Below are 20586 nucleotides of genomic sequence, written 5' to 3'. Positions count from 1 at the left end.
GTGGCGTGCCTTATTCCAGCTTATCCCAGGATTGCCTGCGCAGCAAGCTGCTTGACTTGTCTCAAACTGCAGTGTTCAGCAACCTTTCCTCTGTCACGCCTACTTTATAAGCGTATCTTGATGCCCGGCTTGTGCCCTTCCGGTTCAGCAAAATTAAAGATTTGTCTGCAACAGTCTTAAGTCCCTATAAAACATATGCAGAAACCCGTCCTTTAGTACTATCCTCTATGTTGGCAAAGAAAGAACCTGAGCCCTGCGCCTGTTTGCGCCGTTCAAGGCAGTCCAAGATTGTTCATTATGCGCAAAGAACTAGGCAGAGACTTAGATACGTGAGGAGTTCAAAGCAAATATGGCGAGAATAGCTATCAATGGATTCGGCCGCATCGGGCGTAATGCCTTGCGCGCCTATCTGGAAAACCCAGTCAAAGGCGTAGAAATCGTTGCAATCAACGATCCTCTCCAAGACATCAAAACTTCAGCTCACTTGCTGAAGTACGACACAGTTCTAGGTGAACTGAAGCATTCAGTCGATCACAACGAAGATTCGTTGATCATCAACGGAAAGACCATTCATGTTTCGAAAGAGCGTGAACCAGGCAATTGCCCATGGAGCAAGCTCAATATCGACATCGTTTTGGAATGCAGCGGCGTATTTACCGATGCTGAAAAAGCGAAAGCTCACATCGCAGCCGGCGCCAAGAAAGTGTTGATTTCAGCTCCAGCAAAGGGCGAAGACATCACTATCGTTATCGGTGTCAACGACAAACTTTATGATCCTGAAAAGCACAACATCATCTCCAATGCATCATGCACCACCAACTGCCTTGCTCCAGTAGCAAAGGTAATTGACGAAGCTTTCGGCATCGATCATGGCTTGATGACTACAATCCACAGCTACACGCTGGATCAGCGCCTGCTCGACACAGCTCACTCTGACATGCGCAGAGCTCGTGCTGCTGCCTGCTCGATGATTCCTTCCAGCACCGGTGCAGCTAAAGCAATCGGTCTTGTTCTTCCTCACCTGAAGGGCAAACTGAACGGTTTTGCAATGCGCGTTCCAACCCCGAACGTAAGCATTGTTGACCTCGTTGTTACCGTCAAGAAAGACGTAACAGTCGAAGCTGTTAACCAGGCTTTGAAAGAAGCTGCTGGTGGCGCTCTCAAGAACTTGCTGCAAGTTACCGACGTGCCTCTGGTATCGTCTGACTTTGGTGGCAACAAGCACTCATCAATTGTTGATGCTGAATTGACAATGATTGTCGAAAACCGCATGGTCAAAGTATTGGCCTGGTACGACAACGAATGGGGCTACAGCAACAGACTGGTCGAACTTGCCGGCATCGTCGCCAACAAGATGGCAGTCAAAGTCTAGTCCACAACAGTTCTGTGAAACACCTGCTTCTACCAAGAGGCAGGTGTTTTAAACAGAAGCGTTCATACAACTTTCTGGATGGAGTAAGTGATGAAAAAGACAATTGCGCAAGCAGGAGCATCAACTTTTGATGGTAAGCGGGTTCTGGTGCGAGTAGACTTCAATGTTCCGTTGAATGAAGATTGCACTGTAGCTGATGATTCTCGGATCAAGGCTGCTATTCCGACTATCGATTTTTTGCGCAAAGCAAACGCAAAAGTTGTGCTGATGTCGCATCTGGGCCGACCTAAAGGCGCTTCCGATAAGCTCAGCCTCAAGCCAGTAGCTGAGAAGCTGGGTGAACTGCTGAAGACCAAAGTCGCTTTTGCCAAAGATTGCATCGCCCATGAAGCAGAGAAAGTTGTAAACGAACTGAAGAACGGTGAAGTCTGCTTGCTGGAAAACCTCCGCTTCCATGCCGAAGAAGAGAAGAACGAAAAAGAATTTGTCAAGAAACTGGGTGCGCTCGGTGATGTCTACGTCAACGATGCATTCGGTACTGCTCACAGAGCGCACGCCAGCACCGAAGGCGTTTCACACATCGTCAAACCGGCTCTGGCAGGCTTTTTGATGGAGAAGGAAATTCACCACCTGTCGCAGGCGCTGGATAACCCGGTCAGACCATTCGCCACTATCATCGGTGGCGCCAAGGTCTCTTCCAAAATCGGTGTTCTGGAAAACCTGCTTGGCAAAGCTGATGTAATCGTGATTGGCGGAGCGATGGCTTTCACTTTCTTGAAAGCGCAGGGCAAGCAAACCGGCAAGTCGCTCGTCGAAGAAGACAAAGTCGATTTCTGTCGTGAATTGCTCGAGAAGGCCAAAGCCAAAGGCGTCACCATCGTGCTTCCAGTCGACGTAGTCTGCGCCAGAGAGATCAAAGAAGGCGCAGAAAGTATCACTGTCGATGTGGACCATATTCCAGCCGATATGATGGGGCTTGATGTCGGTCCTAAAACTTCCGAGTTGATCGACCAGGAACTCTCTAAGTGCAAAACCATTCTCTGGAACGGACCACTTGGTGTATTCGAAACCAAAGGATTTGAGAAGGCGACGTACCACGTCATCGATACGCTCGTTAAGCTCACCGCCAGCGGTGTCAAGACGATTGTCGGCGGCGGTGATTCCGTAGCGGCCCTTGGTGCTAAAGGCGTAGAACCCGAGAAGTTGACGCATGTCAGCACAGGCGGAGGAGCTTCGCTCGAATTCATCGAAGGGCTCGAACTGCCCGGCGTTGCGTGTCTTGATGCCGCTGCACCGGCTACAGCATCGCGCTGATAGTTTGGTAAAGTTAGGGTAGATATGAACCCTCGCGCCGCCCAACCATTCGTTTCCGGACTATTGCTGATTTCGCTGCTGCTGGCAGGTGCAGGCGCAGCGAAATCGCAGACCGGTGAACGATATGAGATGGACGGCAAACCCGTTTCGCGTGCCTTCTATGAAGCCGGACTGCTCGTTATAGATGGCAACAACCTTTTGCGCGCCAATCGATATCAGGAAGCGAGCGCCAAGTTGAAGCAAGCCGTTGAGACGGCGCCTGACTACGCCGAGGCTCACTATAACTACGGTCTGGCCATGGCGAAGTCAGGAAATCCAGCCGGGTCTATCGAACAATTCCAGGCTGCAATTAAGCTGAAACCCAGTCTGGATCAGTGCTGGATTAGTATGGGTGGTGTATATCAAGCTTCCGGTCAAGTCGACAATGCCATCAAATGTTATCGTCAATATCTGGCTCTCTTCCCTCGTGGCGCGCAGGCCGCACAGGTCTCGAACCTGATCAGAGGACTGCAAAACGAGTCGGCAGGCACTACTAAGCCAGACGCGCTGGGTCTGGGCACGACCGCACCAGCCAGTGCGTCGCCCGATGATTATCTCGCCGAAGTGACGAAACGCGGCACATTGCGCTGGCCGGCAGACCACACGCTGCTTCGAGTTTTTATCCGACCGCCCGTTAGAGTGGCTGGTTATCTGCCTCGATACGACGCTGTTTTGCGGCAATCGTTCGATGACTGGGCAAAAGCCTCCGGCGGCGCGTTGAAGTTTCAGTTTCAGTCTGTGCCTGCAAATGCCGATATCGAAGTTACGTGGACCAGCGACCCTTCAAAGCTTGCCAACAAAGCCGAGGCTGGCGAAACCCGTTTGACGAGCAGCAGGTTTGGCATAGTACACGGCGTTATTCAGATTCTGACGGTGCCGATGATGCCCGGTATGACTGTCACTCCCAACAGAATTCGCACAATCTCATTACACGAAATAGGACACGTGCTAGGGTTGACTGGGCACACGGCTAACCCCACTGATGCGATGTTTTACTCTGCAACAATCGCTGACGAATGGCGAAATTTGACGACACGGGATGCGAACACAATGGCGCGACTGTACTCTTCCCCCACAACTGCAGCGGTGAACAATGGTCCATAGTCATGGCGGTCACGGACATGGACATAGTCACGGGGCTGGTCACAGCCACGGCGTCGGTCACAGTCACCATGACCTGCGCAACGAGAGCAAAAAGGGAATGCTCACTGTGCTTGCTTTGACCGGTACCTATATGGTGATCGAATGCGTGACAGGCTATTTCACAGGCAGTCTGGCTATGTTTGCCGACGCCGGACATATGTTAAGCGACGTCGCAGCTCTCGTACTCAGCTTGCTGGCCGTCTGGTTCGCGAGCAAACCGGCAACGCCTGGCAAAACCTATGGCTATTATCGCAGTGAAATTCTCGCTGGGTTCTTCAATGCACTGGCTCTGGTCGTGCTCTCTCTGGTGGTTCTGTACGAAGCCTATCGCCGGCTCAGCAGCCCGCCCGAGGTGCATGGTATTCCCGTGCTCGTTGTAGCGGCAATTGGGCTGATTATGCAACTTGTCTCGTTGAAAATGCTCAAGAAGAGCGCTGATGCATCTATTAATACCCGTGCCGCCTATCTGGAGATCCTGGGCGATTCGCTCGCTTCTGTCGGCGTTATCATCTCCAGTCTGATCATCATTTTTACCAGGTGGTATCTGGCAGATCCGATAATCAGCGGAATAATCGGTCTGGCTATTCTTCCTCGCACCTGGCTTTTGCTCTCTGAGTGCATCAACATTTTGATGGAAGGAACGCCCGGCCATATCGACCTGTCGAGCCTGCGCGAGGCGATCACAGCCGTGCCGGGGGTGCAGGGCATCCACGACATGCATGTCTGGACGATTACTTCAGGGCTGGATGCGATGTCAGGGCACATCATCATCGATAGTACTGCGCCGGCTGAGGAAGTTTTGACCAACGTCACAAAAATCCTCAATGAAGACTTTGACCTCCATCACACGACCATTCAGGTCGAACAGCTTGCCTGTAAGGGTACCGGGGAAAGCTGCAGCGCTTGATTCGCTTGGGGCTTTACTGTCTGAGCTCATTTCCTGATGTTTATACGGCTTTTGGAAGAGCAGTCAGTTGTAAACTCTTGCTCGCAGGCTGGGTGAATTGATCTTTATTGCTATTGTAGATGACGTCTTTGCATGAGTTCGTCAGGAAGCTCAGCGGAAAGACTGTCTGGGGCAGCAAGATGAATTCGAAATCTTCCAGTTGCCAAAAGAGGTTTTCTGAGACGCCAAGGCAACGGAGAAATTCAAGCTCCTCGCTTGAACCAGGGCTCCGGAACTTGTATGAACTGAAAAACGCATCGTGTCGGCAGTAGATAGTCCATGTTCCCGATACACGACTTACTAGAAGTCGCCCGAAAAACATTTTTGTCGCGATCGCCTCGATGTAGCATTTTGTCATTATTTCAAGCTCGCGTTTGCTTGATTCTTTAAATAAGTTGTAAGCGGCAGTCCTGACTTGAGTATCAAAGCATTGCAAATTGAGTAGACCATTGAGCCTTCCAATAGATTGCAAATGCATGCATACGGTTAGTAAATGAGATTCAAAGTAATCGGGACTAAATGTAGAGCATGCAACAGAAGCCAGCGAACTCGGGGTGTTCATAATCTCCTCCTCGGTTGACCATTACATTTTTATGCGGAGTGACTTGGAAATTCCGGTGATCGAGATTAGAGAATTCCTGGATAGGAGCAAACGCATATCTAAGCAATTACCGTCTAACGCGGCAGATATGACAAATCGGCAGCTAAGAAGGTTTCCGATCTCAGATGAACGAGTCAGCACCAAACATTCGGCGAGCATCTAATGAATAGCACCGCTCGTTTTCACAAAGGAGCGGCAAACTGAATTCAGAAGGTTCTTGCTTCAGTCTCCATGAATTTTCGCAAGGACCATGCTCAATAGGCAACTTCAGTCACTGTACGGGAGGCAAGCATGTCTGATTCGCTATTTCATGAGGTCGCATTTAATGTGCGCATGGGAGGATTACGAAGTGCGTGGGAATCTCACCAATTGTCCCCCGGTGCACGTTTTCATACTATTAATCCACAAAGCAGCAGCGACTATACGGAACGCAGGTGGACTTAATGAGCATGTTTCAGGATCCTAAAGACGAAGACAAATTGTGCCAGGTGTTGAAAGCCTACGTTGAAGAGTGGGGTCCGGAAAACGTTATTGTTTCGGTACCCGAGCACTGGAGCGAGTACAGCACAAGCACCCTGGGTCGCGTCAGACTCGAGTTTGCTACCGAGAACACTGTCTCGATTCGCGTTGAGTATGACTTCGTTCGTTTGATTTACGACGTGCAGCTGCAAGCAGCGTAAATCAGTCTTCACAAGCATCGCCGCGAGCACCATTTACGGTGCTCGCTTTTTGTTTGCATTGGCGAGCTTCTGATTTGCAAGGGAGAAGCGCTATTCGAGACCTTTCTTTGATAGTTTTGACTATACTTGTTATGTATGCGGTCTCAAAGATATCTACCAGCCAGAACCCCGGCGCAGAGCTTCAAGGTCTATGCACCGCTGGTATTCGGGGTTTTGTTTCCTCTGTATTTTATCGGCTTGTGGGTCAGCGCTGTCTCTCTGCTGTTCACTATCCCAAGCCCCGTTTATCTTCTGCCGTATTTTGCCTTCATCACATTCCTGACGTATCTCTCGCTGCCGATTTTTATCCATAGTTGTGTGCAGTTCATCGTGCAAAAGGACATTGTCGGAAAAGACTATGAAGCGATGGATCGCGCTTACTTGCGTGCTCTTAATCTGATTACGCGACTGCATCTCAATCACGGTGGGGTGCGCACATTTTTGCTGGCAGAGCTTGGAAGAATGCGCCTTTTGCAAGGTCAGTTTGATAGTGCTGAGTCATATTTTTTAGAGGCTCTTGCAAGTACAGCAAAGAATGAACGCAGCCCTCGAATCAACAAAGCGATTCTGTACTTCAACCTCGCGGGGGCGCTCAGACGGCAAGGGCTTTTCCAGGAAGCAAGCGATCGTTATGAGATGGGCATGAAATTTTTGCACAGCGGTGACGCAAAGACGTTAGCGTTTTTATCGTTTGCAAATTTATCCATTGCTGCTTTGAAGCTTGAACAGAATGAGCTGGCAGGCGCTGAGCAGTGCTTGCTCAAGGCGAAAGAACTTATGGACCGAACTGACTTACAGAAAGCTTTTCCTGCTGTGCAAAAGATTCAGGCGGAATTGACGTGCTTGAGTTCTTTGACACTGGTGTTGCTTCGCAAGGGAGATTTGGACGCAGCAGAGACCATTGGTGCAAAGTTCCTATTGCTTGCCGCTCAACATCTGGGAGCAATTTCCTCGCTCGAATTGAAGACGCTCAACTCAATCGCTGAAGAGTACATAGCTCTTGGGCAAAGCGAAAAAGCCGAGCGATTTCTTGAGATCGCCTATGCCGTGGCCCGAGATTTTCCATTTCATCCAGATTCGCTGGAGAGTTTGGAGTGTTACGAGAACTTGTTGTTAATTACGAATCGCAAAGCCGAAATCGCCGACATGCGAATGTGGCTGAGACCAGTAGCTGACGGTTCCGCAAATCTTTTGACTTTCGACAATTCAAGCGGCTTGACATAAGCCGATCAAATTCAATATGCTGCATGAAGACACATTTTGGGGTGTCGCCAAGTGGTAAGGCAGCTGGTTCTGATCCAGCCATTCCGAGGTTCAAATCCTTGCACCCCAGTATCTTCCTTATTTAGCGACCTTCAAAGGCTCTTCTAAGGGGCTCAATTTCGAGTTTGGTCATTTGAACCAGGGCTCCCATGAAGCGGTCTCGCTTTTCCGGATCTTTGTCGCGCATGATTTCATCGAGCATCGATGGAACGATTTGCCAGGATAGTCCGTATTTATCCGTCAACCAGCCGCATGCTACCTCCGCACCGCCTTCGGAGAGCTTCTCCCAGTAATAATCAAGCTCTTCTTGCGTATCGCAGTGCAGCACAAGCGACACTGCAGGTGTGAATTTATAGATGGGTCCGCCGTTCAATGCCAGGTATCGTTGACCGTTCAGCTCGAAGTCAATAGTCATCACAGAACCTTCTTTTCGACCTGAGGCTTTGGCGCTGTTTGCGCCGTAATGAGTAACGGCTGTTATGCTCGAGTTTTTGAAAATTCCAGTGTAAAAGTTGACTGCTTCCTCGGCCTGGTCGTCGAACCACAGGCATGGATATAACTGTTGCATTTTTCCTCCGCGATCTGAGCCGGTAAGTATAGTGCATATGCTTAAAACGCACATCAATGCTGGCTCTGCTGTGAGACACTTTGCTTTAGAAATGTCGATTACTTGTGCTACTGCTGCGTTACTTCGTAAGCGGAATTTCTAACTTCACGATAACTGGCAGGTGATCAGATTCAATTTCGAGTCTGACGATTTTTTTACTTGGGTATCGCATATGGTGCCTGAAGTTGTTGTGCTGTCTACGATTTTACTAATTCGGCAGAACCAGCCAATCGCTATTCAGCGAGACCAGCCCACCGTGGAGCTGCTCTATATCATCGTTTACGCTGGCAGACTCCCTTAGAGACGGCACTAGTTTTTCAGCGTATTCGTCGTGACACTCAAGACTGTTCCAGAGTGTTGTAACCATGTAGCGAGATGGCTCGTGTTCGACTTTGCTAAAGACTCCGGCCAGCATACCTTCGGCCTTGCACATGTTGGGAATCCAGACCTGGCGCTGCATCTCTAAGAAATGCTCTTCACGGCTCGGCTTGACGAAACAATCTGCGATTCGTAGAGCGCAAGCATCTTGCAGGCTTTCAATCATCGATTTGCGGCTGCCCGGCATATCGTAGGTCGGCGATAAAAGTGAGACCTCGATTGATTCATATGTGCCCATCTGGTCGTTATGCCGCACAATCTTGTCGTGCTGTAGATTCATGAACTGTTTGTAGTAGTTTTCGTCTTTCCACAGCGCCACGATGCAAGCTTCTTCGCTGGATTTTAAGTTCCAGCCACCTACTTGCCCAAGGAAGCCCGGCACTTTTGACAACTGGCTCCACTTGCTCTGGGATGTCGAAAACGGCACCTTCAGTTGCTCGGAGACGCGACATATGATCCACTTGAGAAGCATTTTGTACCCGCAGTAGCCATAGAAAGGAAGGCTATAGTATATCGCCCTTCTAATTAGATGGGCTTTTGTGGATATAACGGCGTCACCGGCATAATTTGCTGTAAGCTTGTATCATCAGCGCCTAAAAAGGACAATTCATGAAAGAGAGTTTTTTAGATAAAGCAAAGGCAGATTTGAAGGTCATTGGTAAGACTGCTAATTTTGCTACGCATTTCACTAAGTACAAACTCGAGATCCAACAGAAGAAACAAGCTAAAGAGCGCCTTTTGAAGCAGATCGGGCAGAGCGTATTTGATTTGTACAAAGAACATTCCACATTCAAAGGCGACGAAGTTTTGAAAGCCTGCGAAGGAGATTTCGCTTCCTACAAGCAACTCGATGACGAGATTGCTGAACTGGAAGAGCTGATTGTGCAAGCGAAAGCGGCGCTGAAGGGCACCGGTGCTGAAGTGCATGACGACAGCGACGATGCTGCTGACTCGAAAGAGCAATCTAAAGAATAGCGAATAGTTAGTTCGACACTCAGATTCTCCACCTTCCAGTCGTGAATAAGTAGTTCTATATACGGTGGCAAGTTTTGCTGCGCTGATCGCTCGGTTTTGTGGCGTTTAGCACACTGCGGTAATTTCGCCGCAGTTCGCCCCGTTCTGAACTAAGGGCGTGATTGAGATGCGATCAGTGCTTTATTGCCAGAACAATAATCATCAAAATCAGGAGAAGAATCAGCGCTATGCCACCGATCATTTGCGGTGACATCGGTTCTTCTTCGCCAGTACCTGTGCGTCTCGGCGTGAAGTTGTTGCTCGGTCGTGCCGGGGTCGCACTTGGCTGCTCTACGACGTGATAACAATCTCCGCATACGAGGTTGCCTCCAGCTTCGACCAGCTTGCCTGAGCATTTTGGACAATTTGTTGGTGGCGGAGGCGCAAGTTTTTGTGCGGCTTGGCTTGCGAAAGGACTGCTGCTACTGCTGATCCGGGCCGGTGAACTGGGGGTGTCCACAACGTAAAAGCATTGTTCGCATACGGGTTTGCCGCCGATATCCATAAGTGTGCCGGAGCATTTTGGGCATTCGCCCGCGCTGACTGAACCACCCTGCTGAGCCGGAGGGCTTAAATTCGGCGTCGGTTGTGGAGCGTAGTTCAGAGGTCTGGCTGCGGCGCCGCCTGGTCCCGGTCCTGACTGCGACTGTTGCGGCATTGGAGCTCTCGGCGCCGGAGTTGGCGCAGGGCTGGAACCGGTCGAACCAGTTTCTACCGTGTGGAAGCACTGTTCGCAAACCGGTTTGCCTCCGATGTCTACCAGGTTTCCTGAACACTTCGGACAAACCGGACCGGCCGGTCTGGGTGGCGCTGGCTGCGCTTGTTGAGCAAATTGGGGCTGCTGAGGAGCCTGCTGCGGTTGCTGAGCATACTGGGGCTGCTGCGGAGCAGGCTGGGGCTGCTGAGCAAATTGGGGCTGCTGAGGAGCCGGCTGCGATTGCTGCGGTGCCGGATTCGGTCTTGCCTCAGTGGGTCCGCTCCACGCAGGCGCTGAAGATGGCGCAGGTGCTGGTGCTGGCGCATTCGGAGCTGGAGCTGGTGAAGGGGCGGCTGCTGCGCCCGGTTCAACAGTATGGAAGCACTTTTCGCAAACTGGTTTGCCCCCAATGTTCACCAGGTTTCCAGAACATTTCGGACAAACAGTTGGAACGCTCATACTTTCTCTGCCAGAGGCATTGCTGACTTTGGGGAACACCAAACTCCCATTAGATTAGCAGAAAATATCTGCATCGGGTTCAGATGCCGAAAGCCCAAGCCTGCTGTGTTATCTTAGGTCCTGGTGTTCAATTTTGACTGGCGAATCGCATGACTTCCCACAAAATCGATGGCAAATGGCGGGGACATTACACCTATTCAGATAACCCCGATCGAGGCAGTGCCTTTGACGCTTCTTTCACTGACAGTAAAGGTGCTCTGTCAGGCGAAATTGTAGATGATGAGTGGCTTGGAGCGGCAGTGCTCGTTGGCAGTTTCAACTATCCAACCGTGCGTTTTACAAAGCAGTACACGACGCTCAAGGTCGCGTCCATCGACTATCAGGGAACGATGAGTGACGATGGAAAAACGATGAGCGGTAAGTGGGTCATCTATGAGTCCGAGCTGACCATGCGTGGTTCATGGCACGCATACAGAATTGATAAGCAGCGCGAAAAGCGGACTGAGAAGGGTCGCTCTGAAAAAGAGAAGCTTGACAGCGTTTTTTGAGCGCTCCAGCCGCTATGCTACTTCAGACATTTTATTGATAACTTTGCGAGTTTCTGCCAGAGAGCTGTTCCATGTGAGCTCTTTGCGCGCTTCTTTGACTGAGGTCCCGGTTCGCAAGCAGTAGTGGAAAACCATTATTGCTTGATCCATATTGGCTGTACCGTTGCGCACCAGATTCAAGCAATGCACTGCTGTTTTCAGTGATTTCAGATCTATGGCGTTATTTGCAAGAAGGGCTCTGGCCAGGTCATCGGTCAGGGTCGGATAAGTTTCGAGCGCCTGGCGCAAATCTTTATCAGTGATTTTGCGTGAGCGTTTCAAGAATTCAACCAGATTTTTCTTGAATTCGCCCAGTTCTTCTAAAACTTTTTCGACGGGAACTTGATGCGCGTGAGCCTGCCGCAGCAACTCTTCTGCCTGGCTGAAGTTGAGCTTGCCACTCAGTACCATGCTCTGCAAACGCAGCGCTGCCTTCAGCACCAGGGGCGGTACCAGTCCGCGTTCGAACAGAACTTCGCCGATTGGTTTGTTCGTTTCCAGACCGATTTCCGCAGCATTGAGCACTTCTGTTTCGCTGATTATCGCCGCGCCGCACAGCAATTCTCCCACTTTTGGCATAGCAGCCGGCATCTCTACCCGGCACTGCGTCAATGCTTCCAGCACTGTCACGTGAGAAGCGAAGATGTATTTGAATGCACGAACGGCAATTTCTTGCGAGATGCACTTGCCTCTCACCAGAACGAGCAGTTCTAGTGCGGCCCTAAGTTGCTTCGCCGTCAAACAATCTGAAAGTGTGAGCAACCGACCGAGTGTCAGTTTGTTCACTTCGCTCTGGTGGATGAGATTATTCAAGTCAGATTCGGTCATGATGCGCGCTGCCAGCAAAAGCTCTGCCAGCTTTCTGCGTGGCGTTTCGTCGTATTTCTGAACAATGCTGAAGAAGGGCAGGCATTCCGAGATTGCTTTGACAATAATCGGAACGGCCATTTCTTTTGTGATTTCGCCTTGCTTGACCATTTGCGCTGCTTGCAAAAGTGAGGTCAAGTCGCCTTCACCCAGATGACCGCTCATTACCAGCGCTCTGCCGAAGGGGATATTGTTCTTGTTAGCAAGTAAGTGCGCCTGCACCAGAACTTCACCCGGTATCAGCCCTGATGAACTAATCAATTCAGACGCTATCGAACTAATTGTAATTTCCGGTCGCATGGCTTCGCGACTCCTGATGGCTGGCAAGAGGGCTTATTCTCATTGCGTTTGTGAGATGCCACGGCGATCTGATCTGCAAAAAGCAGATTGAAGGGAGATCGGGGGACTGGATGCGCGATACCATTAGTGGTGCATCGCTGTGCATCTAGTAATTTCGGAAACCTGGTTCGATGGGTTTGCCGCCTCATCGATGTCTATAATATGAAACCGTCCTCACCTTTCGTCAATACGGGAAAATACGTAGTTCCACTTATTCAGTCCGCAGGGGGTTTGCGGATTACAGCTTTACATATGGATGGTATTCAGATTTAGTTGATAGGAAGTTTCTGGCGGAAGCAAACCTGGCGACTCTTGTGGTCGAGCCAGACCAACTGCCGCTGCAGTTTGGGAAATTCGCTCTGGAAGTTCATGCGCATCTTTCTGCGTGTATGCGGTTTGAGAGTGAACAAATACTCAGTGCTTTCCAGGTCTAGTTCTATGCCATTGCACAATGGCGTACGGTTACCATTTCCATCTTCCATGTATAAGTCTATGGATTTGAGTTCTTTGTCGCTGTCGTTGTTTACGATTACGTCCAGTCGAACAAGATGTCCATCCAGTCCATCTTTGATCACTTTGGACTTCTCGATTTCTATAGTCAGTCCTTCCAGATAGGGTGATCTTGCTTTGGCTGTCGGCTCTACCGCTGCAGGCATGAGCAGGTCAGTGTCGATTTGCATGTTCAGATTGTCACCTGGCTCCAGCACTGCTTTTTTGCCTTTGTCCATCAAGGCGAACCCTGTCGCCAGCAATGCACCACCCGCAGCACCACCAGCGATGTTGTATCCGTGTGTGGCAATCGTGCCTTTCATGCCGAAAAGTTGATATGCAACGAGAGCGCCTACGATGGCACCGCCGGCAGCATGCGCTGCGACACGACCGGCTTCGCGCATCTTCGACTTGTTTGTGGAAGCGACGAAATTATTTGCGTCAGCCTTGAAAGCAAATTTTCTTCCGTCCGGAGTCGTGAAATGATCGAATGCTATAGAAAGTGAGCCGTCTCTGTGCAAGCGCCTTGGAGCAACGATCTTAGATACAGTTCCGTGGAAGACCGTGCCTTCGGGAATGACCTTGTTATCGTCAACATACATGTCTTCAGTCGTCTTAGCCGTTATTTCTTCGCCCAGTTTGGCAGGATACAAATTTCCATCCAGGTCGCGATCAAGCAAATGCAACCCGGTGGTTGGTACTGAAGCCATCTGTAGTTTGATGGTTGTGCCTTGCGGCACAACGTATTCAGCTGAACCTTTCAACAGTGGTCTGGACTGGGCCGGTCGAGCTTCACCAATTTCGGGCTCTTGCGTTGTTTGCGCCATGAGCGGAACCGATTGCATCGACGCCATAGTAAGCAGCGTCGATAGCAAAATCGCTTTCGATTTGAAGGAGCTTTTCTGTTCCGATAACTTCATTTAAATTTGGTGCTCGAATTTGGACGGTGCGGTTCGCCAATGCGCCAGTAGTAGTCTATTTGATGCATCGATTCGGGGGATTACAGCGAATTAAGTATCCAAGTGCCAAATTTCTCGAATGCGCCAGCGCTCCGGGTTTTTCGCGCACGTTAAATGATGAAGTCACTTTGCTCTGGGTTTAGGTTTTGGTTGCGTGGCTGAATTTGTGCTATTTGCGGTCGATATAGGTTTGGCGTTAACTACGGGATAGCTTTGATAGAGTCGCAAAATTGTCGCCTTGTCTCTTCGTGACAGAACAGGCCAGACTGTTGCTGTGTCGACAGTGAAAAACATCACGTCGTGGTTGTTGGTTGAATGCCCTTGCAGACCCAGTACATGACCGACTTCGTGAAGACATGCTTTCTTCATTTCGTCTTCGCTGAGCACACCGTCTTCCAATATAGGTCGCGTCAAAATCTTCAGCGTCGCACGTTCGATCTGGCTGCCTTTGACGATAATCTTGGCTGAGCCGCGCTCGCTAAGAGTGCCATTCTCTGTGACTTCCATGGGATCAGAGGTCCATGTGCAGAAGATATCTGCATGTTCTTTGTCTGGAACAACTTGATACTTGACCCGATTGCCTGTGGCCTGGCACCAGCGATCGAAAGCTCCAAGCAATGCGCTTTTGAACGCTTCCTTGTAGCCTCCCGGTGCTTTGCTGTTCAAAGCATCAGCATTTTGAACGAAGACGCGAATCGGCATTTTCTCTTTCGCCCACCGATAAGTGCCTTCTGCTGTAACGTTCGCCAGGTAATCTTCTCCCTTTGGATCTGAGTAAGGTTTTTGTACGGCATTTTCCAGCGCCGCAATGATGTCGTTGATCTGTTTGCGCTGCGGTTCCGCGATTTCTTTTGCCGATAAATAGCTTCTGTACCAGTAAATAGCCTCTGTATTTGCTCCCATGCTCTGATAACAACCAGCCAGGTTCAAAGTGGCTTCGGGCATGCGAGGGTTGAGTGCCAGAGCGGCTCTGAACTCTTCCAGCGCACGCGGAATGTTGCCTGAATTTTGGTAGGCCAGTCCGAGATTGCAATGGATTCCGGCTGATTTGGGGGCGAGAGCGACGGCTTGTTCCAATAGATCTCGCGCCTGATAAGCGTGATTGATTTTGAGCAGATGAACCGCCTGTGAAAATAGTTCTTTGACGCGTGGATGATCGTCGCGAATGTCCGGTGATATGTTGGTGCCGACGCTTTGTGTGCTTTGAACCTGAGTATTAGTGTCAGGACTTTTCGAAAGCGATGCTGTTGATTCTGACTGAGCAGGGGGCGTTTCTACTGGAGCAGCAGGCGATTCAGAGCCAGTCGCTGGAAACGCTGCCGGGGAGTCGGCGTAAGCAGGACCCATGACCCAGGCACAAGCATACGCACTGACAGCTAGCAAAAATGTCCCGGCGGATGGCTTCATATGTCCTGCGTACGCGCTGTACGAGTGTCTGATAAGCGTGGGCGAGCGTCGTAGTTCTGACGAAAGACGAAGAAATTCCAACCGGCAGCCCGAACTTCTGACGCCCCAGGTGAAGTTTACCGCAATGATTTGTTATCTTAGATTAGTGGGCATACTACCTCTGGCGGGTAGACCCGAGCACAGGGCGGTTGAGCTGACGAATGGCCGTTGAACAAAATGAGATCATTACAGAGCGTCTGAGTCGCATGATGTCTCAGGAGAACGTCGTAGTTCTCAAATATGGTCCTGATCTGCTGGCTGAATTGAACGGTCTTTCAGCCGGTAAGCATCTGTTTGACGCGGTCTTGATTGACGCCACGACATGCGGTTACCTCTTCCCGGCCGAACTTTTGATTGAGGCTGGCGGGCTGGCCGGCACTCTGCTTGAAGTTCAGGGAGCCCTGGTTTTCGTCAAAAAGGACAAAGCTGTAGCCGTTGTCAGAGATACTTTGATGGGCTCTTTGAGCTTTCATATATTTGAAAACCATGCTGAGCTTTTCGACTATTCCGCGCCTCTTGCAAGGCATGTACAGTCTGTAATAGGGTCTTCCGGCGAAGTGGCGGAAGAGAGCACTGACCTGGCGCAGCAGGTCCTGATGTCGACCGTGCCGGTGTTGACGCACCTGGGCATCAAAATGAAAGCTGGAATGGACCAACCGCGTCGCCGAAATGCAGTGATTGCTGCCGTCGACAATTTTACGCCGCTCAGCACAATCACGCATCGCATCACCTCGCAAGGGCGGATGACCGCCGATGACGTTTTGGAAGAGCTGAAGGGGCTTGAACAGAGCCGCGCCATTTATCCCATCTTCAATAAGGTGCCTTTCCTCGTCAACTGTTTCCGCAACCAGACTCCTTTCACATTGAAAGATCTGCTGCTCGCATCGAAATTAGTCACTCAAGATCAGGTTGATGAATTGCTTTTCGAGTTGCACAGTATGCCGATTAAAGAGCGGGTTACTCTCGGACCACTGGCTGTGAAGAAGGGTTTTATCAACACTCGTCAGCTGGAGATCGCACTGCAAGACCAGGCGTTTTACGGACAGACTTCTGATTCAGACAAAGTCAAGCTCGTGAAGACATCCGGCGAGGAGACTCAAGTGCAATCGCTGGTCGGTCACCTTGGTACGACCGACCCTTCCAACCTTTTGCAAAACATCGCCACCAACCGTGAATCAGGTGTGCTTTCAGTTGAATACAAAGATTCGCAGTTCCGCGCCCAGTTCGAGGTTGGTCGCCTGACTCACGCTAAAGTCGGCAAGGTTGCAGGCAATTCTGCTGTGATCGAATTTGCTTCATCGTGGAAAGATGGAATCTTCGTCTTCATTCAACGCACTCCTCCAGCCGACCTCGCCAGGGATAACTGTAAGGTTTCGAAACCGCTGGATAAGCTTTTGCTCGATGCTGCTCTGGCGAAAGATAATACTGATACTGTTTTGAAAAAGTTGCCTAAAGGTATCAACTCCGTACTCGAAAAGGTACCCGATGACAACGGATTGCTTGAGACGTTGCTTGAAGATCCGCAAGAGAAGAGACCCGTATCGGCGGAAGAGATGGAGCGGGCTCAGCGTGTCTGGGCTGCCATGGATGGCATCACCTCGCTGGCGACGAGTATTCGCTATCTCGGTGACGTCACAACTTCTCAATTGACGACAGCCATTAATTTGCTTTTGCACCATGAACTCGTGAAAATTCCGAAAGTGGATCTGCACGGACCTCTCGACAAGTTCCAGCAGCTTGTTGGAGGAGTCAGTGCCAAAATTACAGCGGAGCGCAGCCTGGCGTTTCTGCGCCTCGCCTTACGAGACAGCATCGGTTATTCCGGGCGGGCAAGAATATTCACCATGGGCGCCGGTGGCGAGGTGGGCGTTGACCTGGCTGCAGCTCGTTCGGCGCAAACATCGCTGACCACAATTATCAAGGACATTGAAAACTGGCAAGTTAAGTACATCGAATACGTAAGTCAGGAATTGAATCGCGATGTTCTACTGGGATTGATTCGAGAGATTCACCAGGCTTCTTGACGATTGGAATTTTGTAGTTTTCTGCTGCATCGAAATCTTAGACCCGTTAAAATGATGTGATCCGTTGAGATATCAAGCTCCACGGTTTTTTGTTCAAGGGAGTGAATGTAATGTCAATTTTGCGAGCTGCTAACGCGCAATTTTTGAAAAGTTTGATGGCTTCTACGCTTGTGATGATGCCGCCGGCCGCGATGGCATCCAACACTTTGTTAGCAGCCACTTCCGGGCTTGAACAGACTCGTGACGCCGCTGCGCCGACAATTGAATTTTACGGTCCGGCCATGTTGGTTCGTCTCTCCGTGGCGCAGAATGCACATTGTCCCGCCGCGATATTGAGCAAGTTGGCAAATGATCCATCTGATGAAATTCGTGGCGCCGTTGCTGCTAATTCCAATACTCCAGATGCCGATAAAGACAGGCTGGCAAGAGATTCAAACGATATTGTCAGCGAGGCCGTGTTACTTAATCCCAGTTTTGTTGGTCCTGCTACCCTTTCTTACCTTGCTAATTCCCGTCAGCCGAAAATTATCGAAACGCTGGCTGCCAATCCGAAAACAACTCCTGATGTGTTGTCGAAACTGGCTCAGGGACCCATTCAAACTGAGTACCTTTTGCTTTCTTTAGCGCGCAATCCGCATTTGCCGCCCGAGCAAGTTGTCAGACTCTCGCGCGTCGGTGATCGCCTGGTGAGAACATTTCTCGCGCGCCAGAGCACTATGTCACCGGCGGCTCTAGCTGTACTGGCGCAAGACGGCGATCTCGGTGTGCGTTCCTTCGTGGCGCAGAATGCCAATACGCCGGCTTCAGCTCTTGAACTGCTTTCCAAAGACAACAACGAAGTGGTGCGAGAAGGCGTTGCGGCCAATCCATCGACACCAATTGCGGTATTGAAGAAACTGGCTGGCGATACCAGTTGGGCAGTTCGTCTGGAAGTGGCACAGAATGCCAAATCTATAAAGGAAGATCCGACACTGATCGACCAATTGGCTGCCGACAAACAGATGCGTGTCCGCTGGGCACTGGCCACCAATCATTCGCTGCCTGCTGCCGTAGTCGAAAAATTGGCTAACGACTCCAGTGAACGGGTGCGTGAAGCTGTAGCTCGTAATCCTAGCACCGTCCCTGATATCATCAAGCGGCTCAATAAGGTGAATTCGGTTGCCATCGACCAGATCATTGCCGCAAGACCCAGCCTGTCTTCTGACATGTTTGCCGTTCTTTCGGGCAGTGAGTCGCCTCTAGTCAGGCACACGCTGGCTCAGAATCCTTACTTGCCCGAATCCGATGCAAAGAAATTGATGGCAGACAGCTCGCTCATGGTGCGGCTGGCGCTGGCGACCAACTCATTTAAGGGTACTGCCCCCGGCAATTCCTGGCGTAACGAGGTCTTCAAAAAACTATCGAGCGATGGTAATGAAGATGTGAGACAGGCAGTCGCCACAAATCCGAATGTTGATGCGGCTGTGCTCTCCGGGTTGGTAAACGATGCCTCTGTTATGGTGTTGCGAGCTCTGGCTTCCAACCCAGCAACGCCTGAAGCTGCCTTGATCTCGCTTGCCGGAAATGCTGATTCGGTGGTCTTGCAGCGTTTACTCAATCGCGTACAGAGACCTGGTGATGCGGTTTTCGATCAGTTGGCGCAGTCTAAAGATGCCGCACTCAGACTCCTGGTGGCAGCCTCCAATCGCGTGCCGTCCAGCGCCTTGAAGGCTCTTTCTGCTGACCGAGATCCCAACGTTCGTGTAGCTGTAGCGAGCAATCCTTTAGCATCGGCCGCGGTGCTGGAATCACTTGGCGGTGATGCCAGTCTCGATGTCAAAACTGCCGTCGCCGCTAACAAGAATTCCCCGGCATCTCTTTTGAAGAAGCTGGCAGGCGATGACGAGCTGGTTAGAGCAGCAGTCGCCGGTAACGCCAGTGCGCCGGCAGATTTGCTGGAACAGTTCTCCAGGGATAAAAACCCTGACATCAGACGAGCTGTGGCGGCTAATCCAGCTGCACCAGCGGCGGTGCTGACCGCTTTGAGTGACGACAGTGAAGTTTGGATAGCGGTGCCTGGTTGGCGCCAATTTAATTGAAATTGAGGTTCCCATGAGAGAAGCTGTTATCGTAGACGCAGTACGCACGCCAATCGGCCGCTATGCCGGAGCGCTTAAGGAGATTCGGCCCGATGACCTGGCGGCGATAGTAATTGAGGAATTGTTGAAGCGCAGCTTCATCAATCCCGGACAGATTGAAGATGTGATCTTCGGTTGTGCCAATCAGTCTGGTGAAGATAACCGCAACGTGGCCCGCATGGCGGCCTTGCTGGCAGGCTTGCCGGCAGCGGTGCCCGGGGCTACGGTTAATCGGTTGTGCGGTTCGGGATTGATGGCTGTCAATGATGCCTGCCGGGCTATCCAGACAGGCAATGGTCACATCTATATCGCCGGTGGCGTGGAGTCAATGACTCGCGCACCGTACGTAGTTCTGAAGAATACTACGGCATTTGCCCGAGGCAATCAGAAGCTGGTCGATACAACACTGGGATGGCGCTTCGTAAACAAAAAACTGGCAGATATGTATCCACCTGATTCGATGGGGGAAACTGCAGAAAACGTTGCGGAGCGCTATAAGATTTCGCGTGAAGATCAAGATCAGTTCGCCCTGGAGAGCCAGCACAAATATGCTGAAGCAGCCAGAACAGGCAAATTTGATGATGAAATAATACCGGTGCATTTGCCGAAAAAGAAAGGCAGTACGGAGCCTGAAGTATTTTCCGTAGACGAACAGCCTCGCCCTGAAACTAAGCTGGAAGATTTGAAAAAAATCAAACCTGCTTTCCGTGAAAACGGCTCTGTCACTGCCGGGAACTCATCGGGCATTAATGACGGAGCCAGTGCGCTCCTGGTTATGTCGAGAGAAATGTGCAACGAGTTGGGGCTGATTCCTATCGCGCGATTTGTCAGTTCAGCCGTGGCCGGTGTCGATCCATCGATCATGGGTACGGGACCGATTCCCGCGTCTCGTAAGGCTTTAGAGCGTGCCGGTTTGAAGATGTCGGACATCGATCTGGTCGAGTTGAACGAAGCATTTGCCGTGCAAGTTCTGGCTTGCGTGCGTGAGCTGAACATAGATACGAAGAAGTTGAACGTAAACGGCGGCGCCATCGCCCTCGGGCATCCACTGGGGAGCAGCGGTTCCCGCATTCTTGGCACTCTCATCCATGAGATGAAACGCCGGGGAGCAGGTTACGGCTTGGCTACCATGTGTGTGGGAGTTGGACAGGGTATTGCCACTGTAGTAGCTCTCGAAAATTAGACTGCTTACGGTCGAGAACGGCT

At 50.8% G+C, this 20586-nt stretch carries 19 protein-coding genes and 1 tRNA gene; 13 read left to right on the top strand and 7 right to left on the bottom strand.

The features are described 5' to 3' along the window. Positions 1–349: 349 nt before the first annotated feature. From gap to EKK48_28880, 4 genes are all read left to right on the top strand, one after another. A complete protein-coding gene (gap, locus tag EKK48_28895) occupies positions 350–1372 on the top strand; it encodes a type I glyceraldehyde-3-phosphate dehydrogenase (protein RTL35699.1) in 1023 nt (340 codons plus the stop codon). Positions 1373–1462: 90 nt separating this feature from the next. Further along, on the top strand, positions 1463–2686 hold the full coding sequence (locus EKK48_28890; protein ID RTL35698.1) for a phosphoglycerate kinase: 1224 nt from the start codon (positions 1463–1465) through the stop codon (positions 2684–2686). Positions 2687–2710: 24 nt separating this feature from the next. Next, positions 2711–3829, top strand: a complete 1119-nt coding sequence (locus EKK48_28885) for a tetratricopeptide repeat protein (protein RTL35697.1) — start codon at positions 2711–2713, stop codon at positions 3827–3829. Further along, on the top strand, positions 3819–4775 hold the full coding sequence (locus EKK48_28880) for a cation transporter (GenBank protein RTL35696.1): 957 nt from the start codon (positions 3819–3821) through the stop codon (positions 4773–4775). Before EKK48_28885 ends, EKK48_28880 begins: the two co-directional genes overlap by 11 nt. Before the next feature lie 40 nt (positions 4776–4815). On the opposite strand, the gene EKK48_28875 is transcribed toward EKK48_28880, so the two are convergent. Then, positions 4816–5376 carry a hypothetical protein gene (locus EKK48_28875; protein RTL35695.1) on the bottom strand — a complete coding sequence of 187 codons (561 nt, stop codon included), beginning with the start codon at positions 5374–5376 and terminating at the stop codon, positions 4816–4818. 482 nt (positions 5377–5858) lie between these two features. On the opposite strand from EKK48_28875, the gene EKK48_28870 reads away from it, so the two are divergent. The 3 genes from EKK48_28870 (at position 5859) to EKK48_28860 (ending at position 7467) form a co-directional block, all read left to right on the top strand. Continuing rightward, complete coding sequence (locus EKK48_28870; protein ID RTL35694.1) at positions 5859–6095, top strand: hypothetical protein; 237 nt, start codon at positions 5859–5861, stop codon at positions 6093–6095. Positions 6096–6230: 135 nt separating this feature from the next. Then, positions 6231–7358, top strand: a complete 1128-nt coding sequence (locus EKK48_28865) for a tetratricopeptide repeat protein (protein RTL35693.1) — start codon at positions 6231–6233, stop codon at positions 7356–7358. Between the two features lie 37 nt (positions 7359–7395). Next, positions 7396–7467: transfer RNA gene (locus EKK48_28860), tRNA-Gln, on the top strand. Positions 7468–7479: 12 nt separating this feature from the next. On the opposite strand, the gene EKK48_28855 is transcribed toward EKK48_28860, so the two are convergent. Together EKK48_28855 and EKK48_28850 are read right to left on the bottom strand one after the other, a co-directional pair. Then, complete coding sequence (locus EKK48_28855; protein ID RTL35692.1) at positions 7480–7965, bottom strand: VOC family protein; 486 nt, start codon at positions 7963–7965, stop codon at positions 7480–7482. 247 nt (positions 7966–8212) lie between these two features. Next, positions 8213–8854, bottom strand: a complete 642-nt coding sequence (locus EKK48_28850; GenBank protein RTL35691.1) for a DUF4937 domain-containing protein — start codon at positions 8852–8854, stop codon at positions 8213–8215. Between the two features lie 137 nt (positions 8855–8991). Here EKK48_28850 and EKK48_28845 point away from each other — a divergent pair, with 137 nt between their 5' ends. Next, a complete protein-coding gene (locus EKK48_28845) occupies positions 8992–9357 on the top strand; it encodes a hypothetical protein (GenBank protein RTL35690.1) in 366 nt (121 codons plus the stop codon). A 172-nt stretch (positions 9358–9529) separates the two neighbouring features. Here the strand turns inward: EKK48_28845 and EKK48_28840 are convergent, their stop codons facing one another. After that, positions 9530–10054, bottom strand: a complete 525-nt coding sequence (locus EKK48_28840; GenBank protein ID RTL35689.1) for a hypothetical protein — start codon at positions 10052–10054, stop codon at positions 9530–9532. Between the two features lie 310 nt (positions 10055–10364). On the opposite strand from EKK48_28840, the gene EKK48_28835 reads away from it, so the two are divergent. Then, positions 10365–10610, top strand: a complete 246-nt coding sequence (locus EKK48_28835) for a hypothetical protein (protein RTL35688.1) — start codon at positions 10365–10367, stop codon at positions 10608–10610. Between the two features lie 91 nt (positions 10611–10701). Beyond that, complete coding sequence (locus EKK48_28830) at positions 10702–11100, top strand: hypothetical protein (protein RTL35687.1); 399 nt, start codon at positions 10702–10704, stop codon at positions 11098–11100. Positions 11101–11112: 12 nt separating this feature from the next. On the opposite strand, the gene EKK48_28825 is transcribed toward EKK48_28830, so the two are convergent. The 3 genes from EKK48_28825 to EKK48_28815 form a co-directional block, all read right to left on the bottom strand. Continuing rightward, positions 11113–12306 carry a hypothetical protein gene (locus tag EKK48_28825; protein RTL35686.1) on the bottom strand — a complete coding sequence of 398 codons (1194 nt, stop codon included), beginning with the start codon at positions 12304–12306 and terminating at the stop codon, positions 11113–11115. 308 nt (positions 12307–12614) lie between these two features. Then, positions 12615–13754, bottom strand: coding sequence for a hypothetical protein (locus EKK48_28820; protein ID RTL35685.1), 1140 nt, complete (start codon positions 13752–13754; stop codon positions 12615–12617). 162 nt (positions 13755–13916) lie between these two features. After that, positions 13917–15200 (bottom strand): tetratricopeptide repeat protein, encoded by a 1284-nt coding sequence (locus tag EKK48_28815; GenBank protein RTL35684.1) that lies wholly within the window; start codon positions 15198–15200, stop codon positions 13917–13919. 200 nt (positions 15201–15400) lie between these two features. On the opposite strand from EKK48_28815, the gene EKK48_28810 reads away from it, so the two are divergent. From EKK48_28810 to EKK48_28800, 3 genes are all read left to right on the top strand, one after another. Continuing rightward, entirely contained in the window at positions 15401–17263 is a 1863-nt protein-coding gene (locus EKK48_28810; protein ID RTL35683.1) for a DUF4388 domain-containing protein, read from the top strand. Positions 17264–17373: 110 nt separating this feature from the next. Further along, complete coding sequence (locus tag EKK48_28805; GenBank protein RTL35682.1) at positions 17374–19341, top strand: hypothetical protein; 1968 nt, start codon at positions 17374–17376, stop codon at positions 19339–19341. Between the two features lie 13 nt (positions 19342–19354). Beyond that, a complete protein-coding gene (locus tag EKK48_28800; protein RTL35681.1) occupies positions 19355–20563 on the top strand; it encodes a thiolase family protein in 1209 nt (402 codons plus the stop codon). Positions 20564–20586: the final 23 nt, after the last annotated feature.

The sequence above is a fragment of the Candidatus Melainabacteria bacterium genome (genome assembly GCA_003963305.1).
Classification (GTDB): domain Bacteria; phylum Cyanobacteriota; class Vampirovibrionia; order Obscuribacterales; family Obscuribacteraceae; genus PALSA-1081.
Note: the sequence above shows the minus strand (reverse complement) of the source record. Positions and strands in the feature narration are given on the sequence as shown.

What these genes read in the sequence shown, in the direction of transcription:
- gap (RTL35699.1), top strand. Translation starts at nt 350, where the DNA reads ATGGCGAGAATAGCTATCAATGGATTCGGCCGCATCGGGCGTAATGCC.
- EKK48_28890 (RTL35698.1), top strand. Translation starts at nt 1,463, where the DNA reads ATGAAAAAGACAATTGCGCAAGCAGGAGCATCAACTTTTGATGGTAAG.
- EKK48_28885 (RTL35697.1), top strand. Translation starts at nt 2,711, where the DNA reads ATGAACCCTCGCGCCGCCCAACCATTCGTTTCCGGACTATTGCTGATT.
- EKK48_28880 (RTL35696.1), top strand. Translation starts at nt 3,819, where the DNA reads ATGGTCCATAGTCATGGCGGTCACGGACATGGACATAGTCACGGGGCT.
- EKK48_28875 (RTL35695.1), bottom strand. Translation starts at nt 5,376, where the DNA reads ATGAACACCCCGAGTTCGCTGGCTTCTGTTGCATGCTCTACATTTAGT.
- EKK48_28870 (RTL35694.1), top strand. Translation starts at nt 5,859, where the DNA reads ATGAGCATGTTTCAGGATCCTAAAGACGAAGACAAATTGTGCCAGGTG.
- EKK48_28865 (RTL35693.1), top strand. Translation starts at nt 6,231, where the DNA reads ATGCGGTCTCAAAGATATCTACCAGCCAGAACCCCGGCGCAGAGCTTC.
- EKK48_28855 (RTL35692.1), bottom strand. Translation starts at nt 7,965, where the DNA reads ATGCAACAGTTATATCCATGCCTGTGGTTCGACGACCAGGCCGAGGAA.
- EKK48_28850 (RTL35691.1), bottom strand. Translation starts at nt 8,854, where the DNA reads ATGCTTCTCAAGTGGATCATATGTCGCGTCTCCGAGCAACTGAAGGTG.
- EKK48_28845 (RTL35690.1), top strand. Translation starts at nt 8,992, where the DNA reads ATGAAAGAGAGTTTTTTAGATAAAGCAAAGGCAGATTTGAAGGTCATT.
- EKK48_28840 (RTL35689.1), bottom strand. Translation starts at nt 10,054, where the DNA reads ATGCCGCAACAGTCGCAGTCAGGACCGGGACCAGGCGGCGCCGCAGCC.
- EKK48_28830 (RTL35687.1), top strand. Translation starts at nt 10,702, where the DNA reads ATGACTTCCCACAAAATCGATGGCAAATGGCGGGGACATTACACCTAT.
- EKK48_28825 (RTL35686.1), bottom strand. Translation starts at nt 12,306, where the DNA reads ATGCGACCGGAAATTACAATTAGTTCGATAGCGTCTGAATTGATTAGT.
- EKK48_28820 (RTL35685.1), bottom strand. Translation starts at nt 13,754, where the DNA reads ATGAAGTTATCGGAACAGAAAAGCTCCTTCAAATCGAAAGCGATTTTG.
- EKK48_28815 (RTL35684.1), bottom strand. Translation starts at nt 15,200, where the DNA reads ATGAAGCCATCCGCCGGGACATTTTTGCTAGCTGTCAGTGCGTATGCT.
- EKK48_28810 (RTL35683.1), top strand. Translation starts at nt 15,401, where the DNA reads ATGGCCGTTGAACAAAATGAGATCATTACAGAGCGTCTGAGTCGCATG.
- EKK48_28805 (RTL35682.1), top strand. Translation starts at nt 17,374, where the DNA reads ATGTCAATTTTGCGAGCTGCTAACGCGCAATTTTTGAAAAGTTTGATG.
- EKK48_28800 (RTL35681.1), top strand. Translation starts at nt 19,355, where the DNA reads ATGAGAGAAGCTGTTATCGTAGACGCAGTACGCACGCCAATCGGCCGC.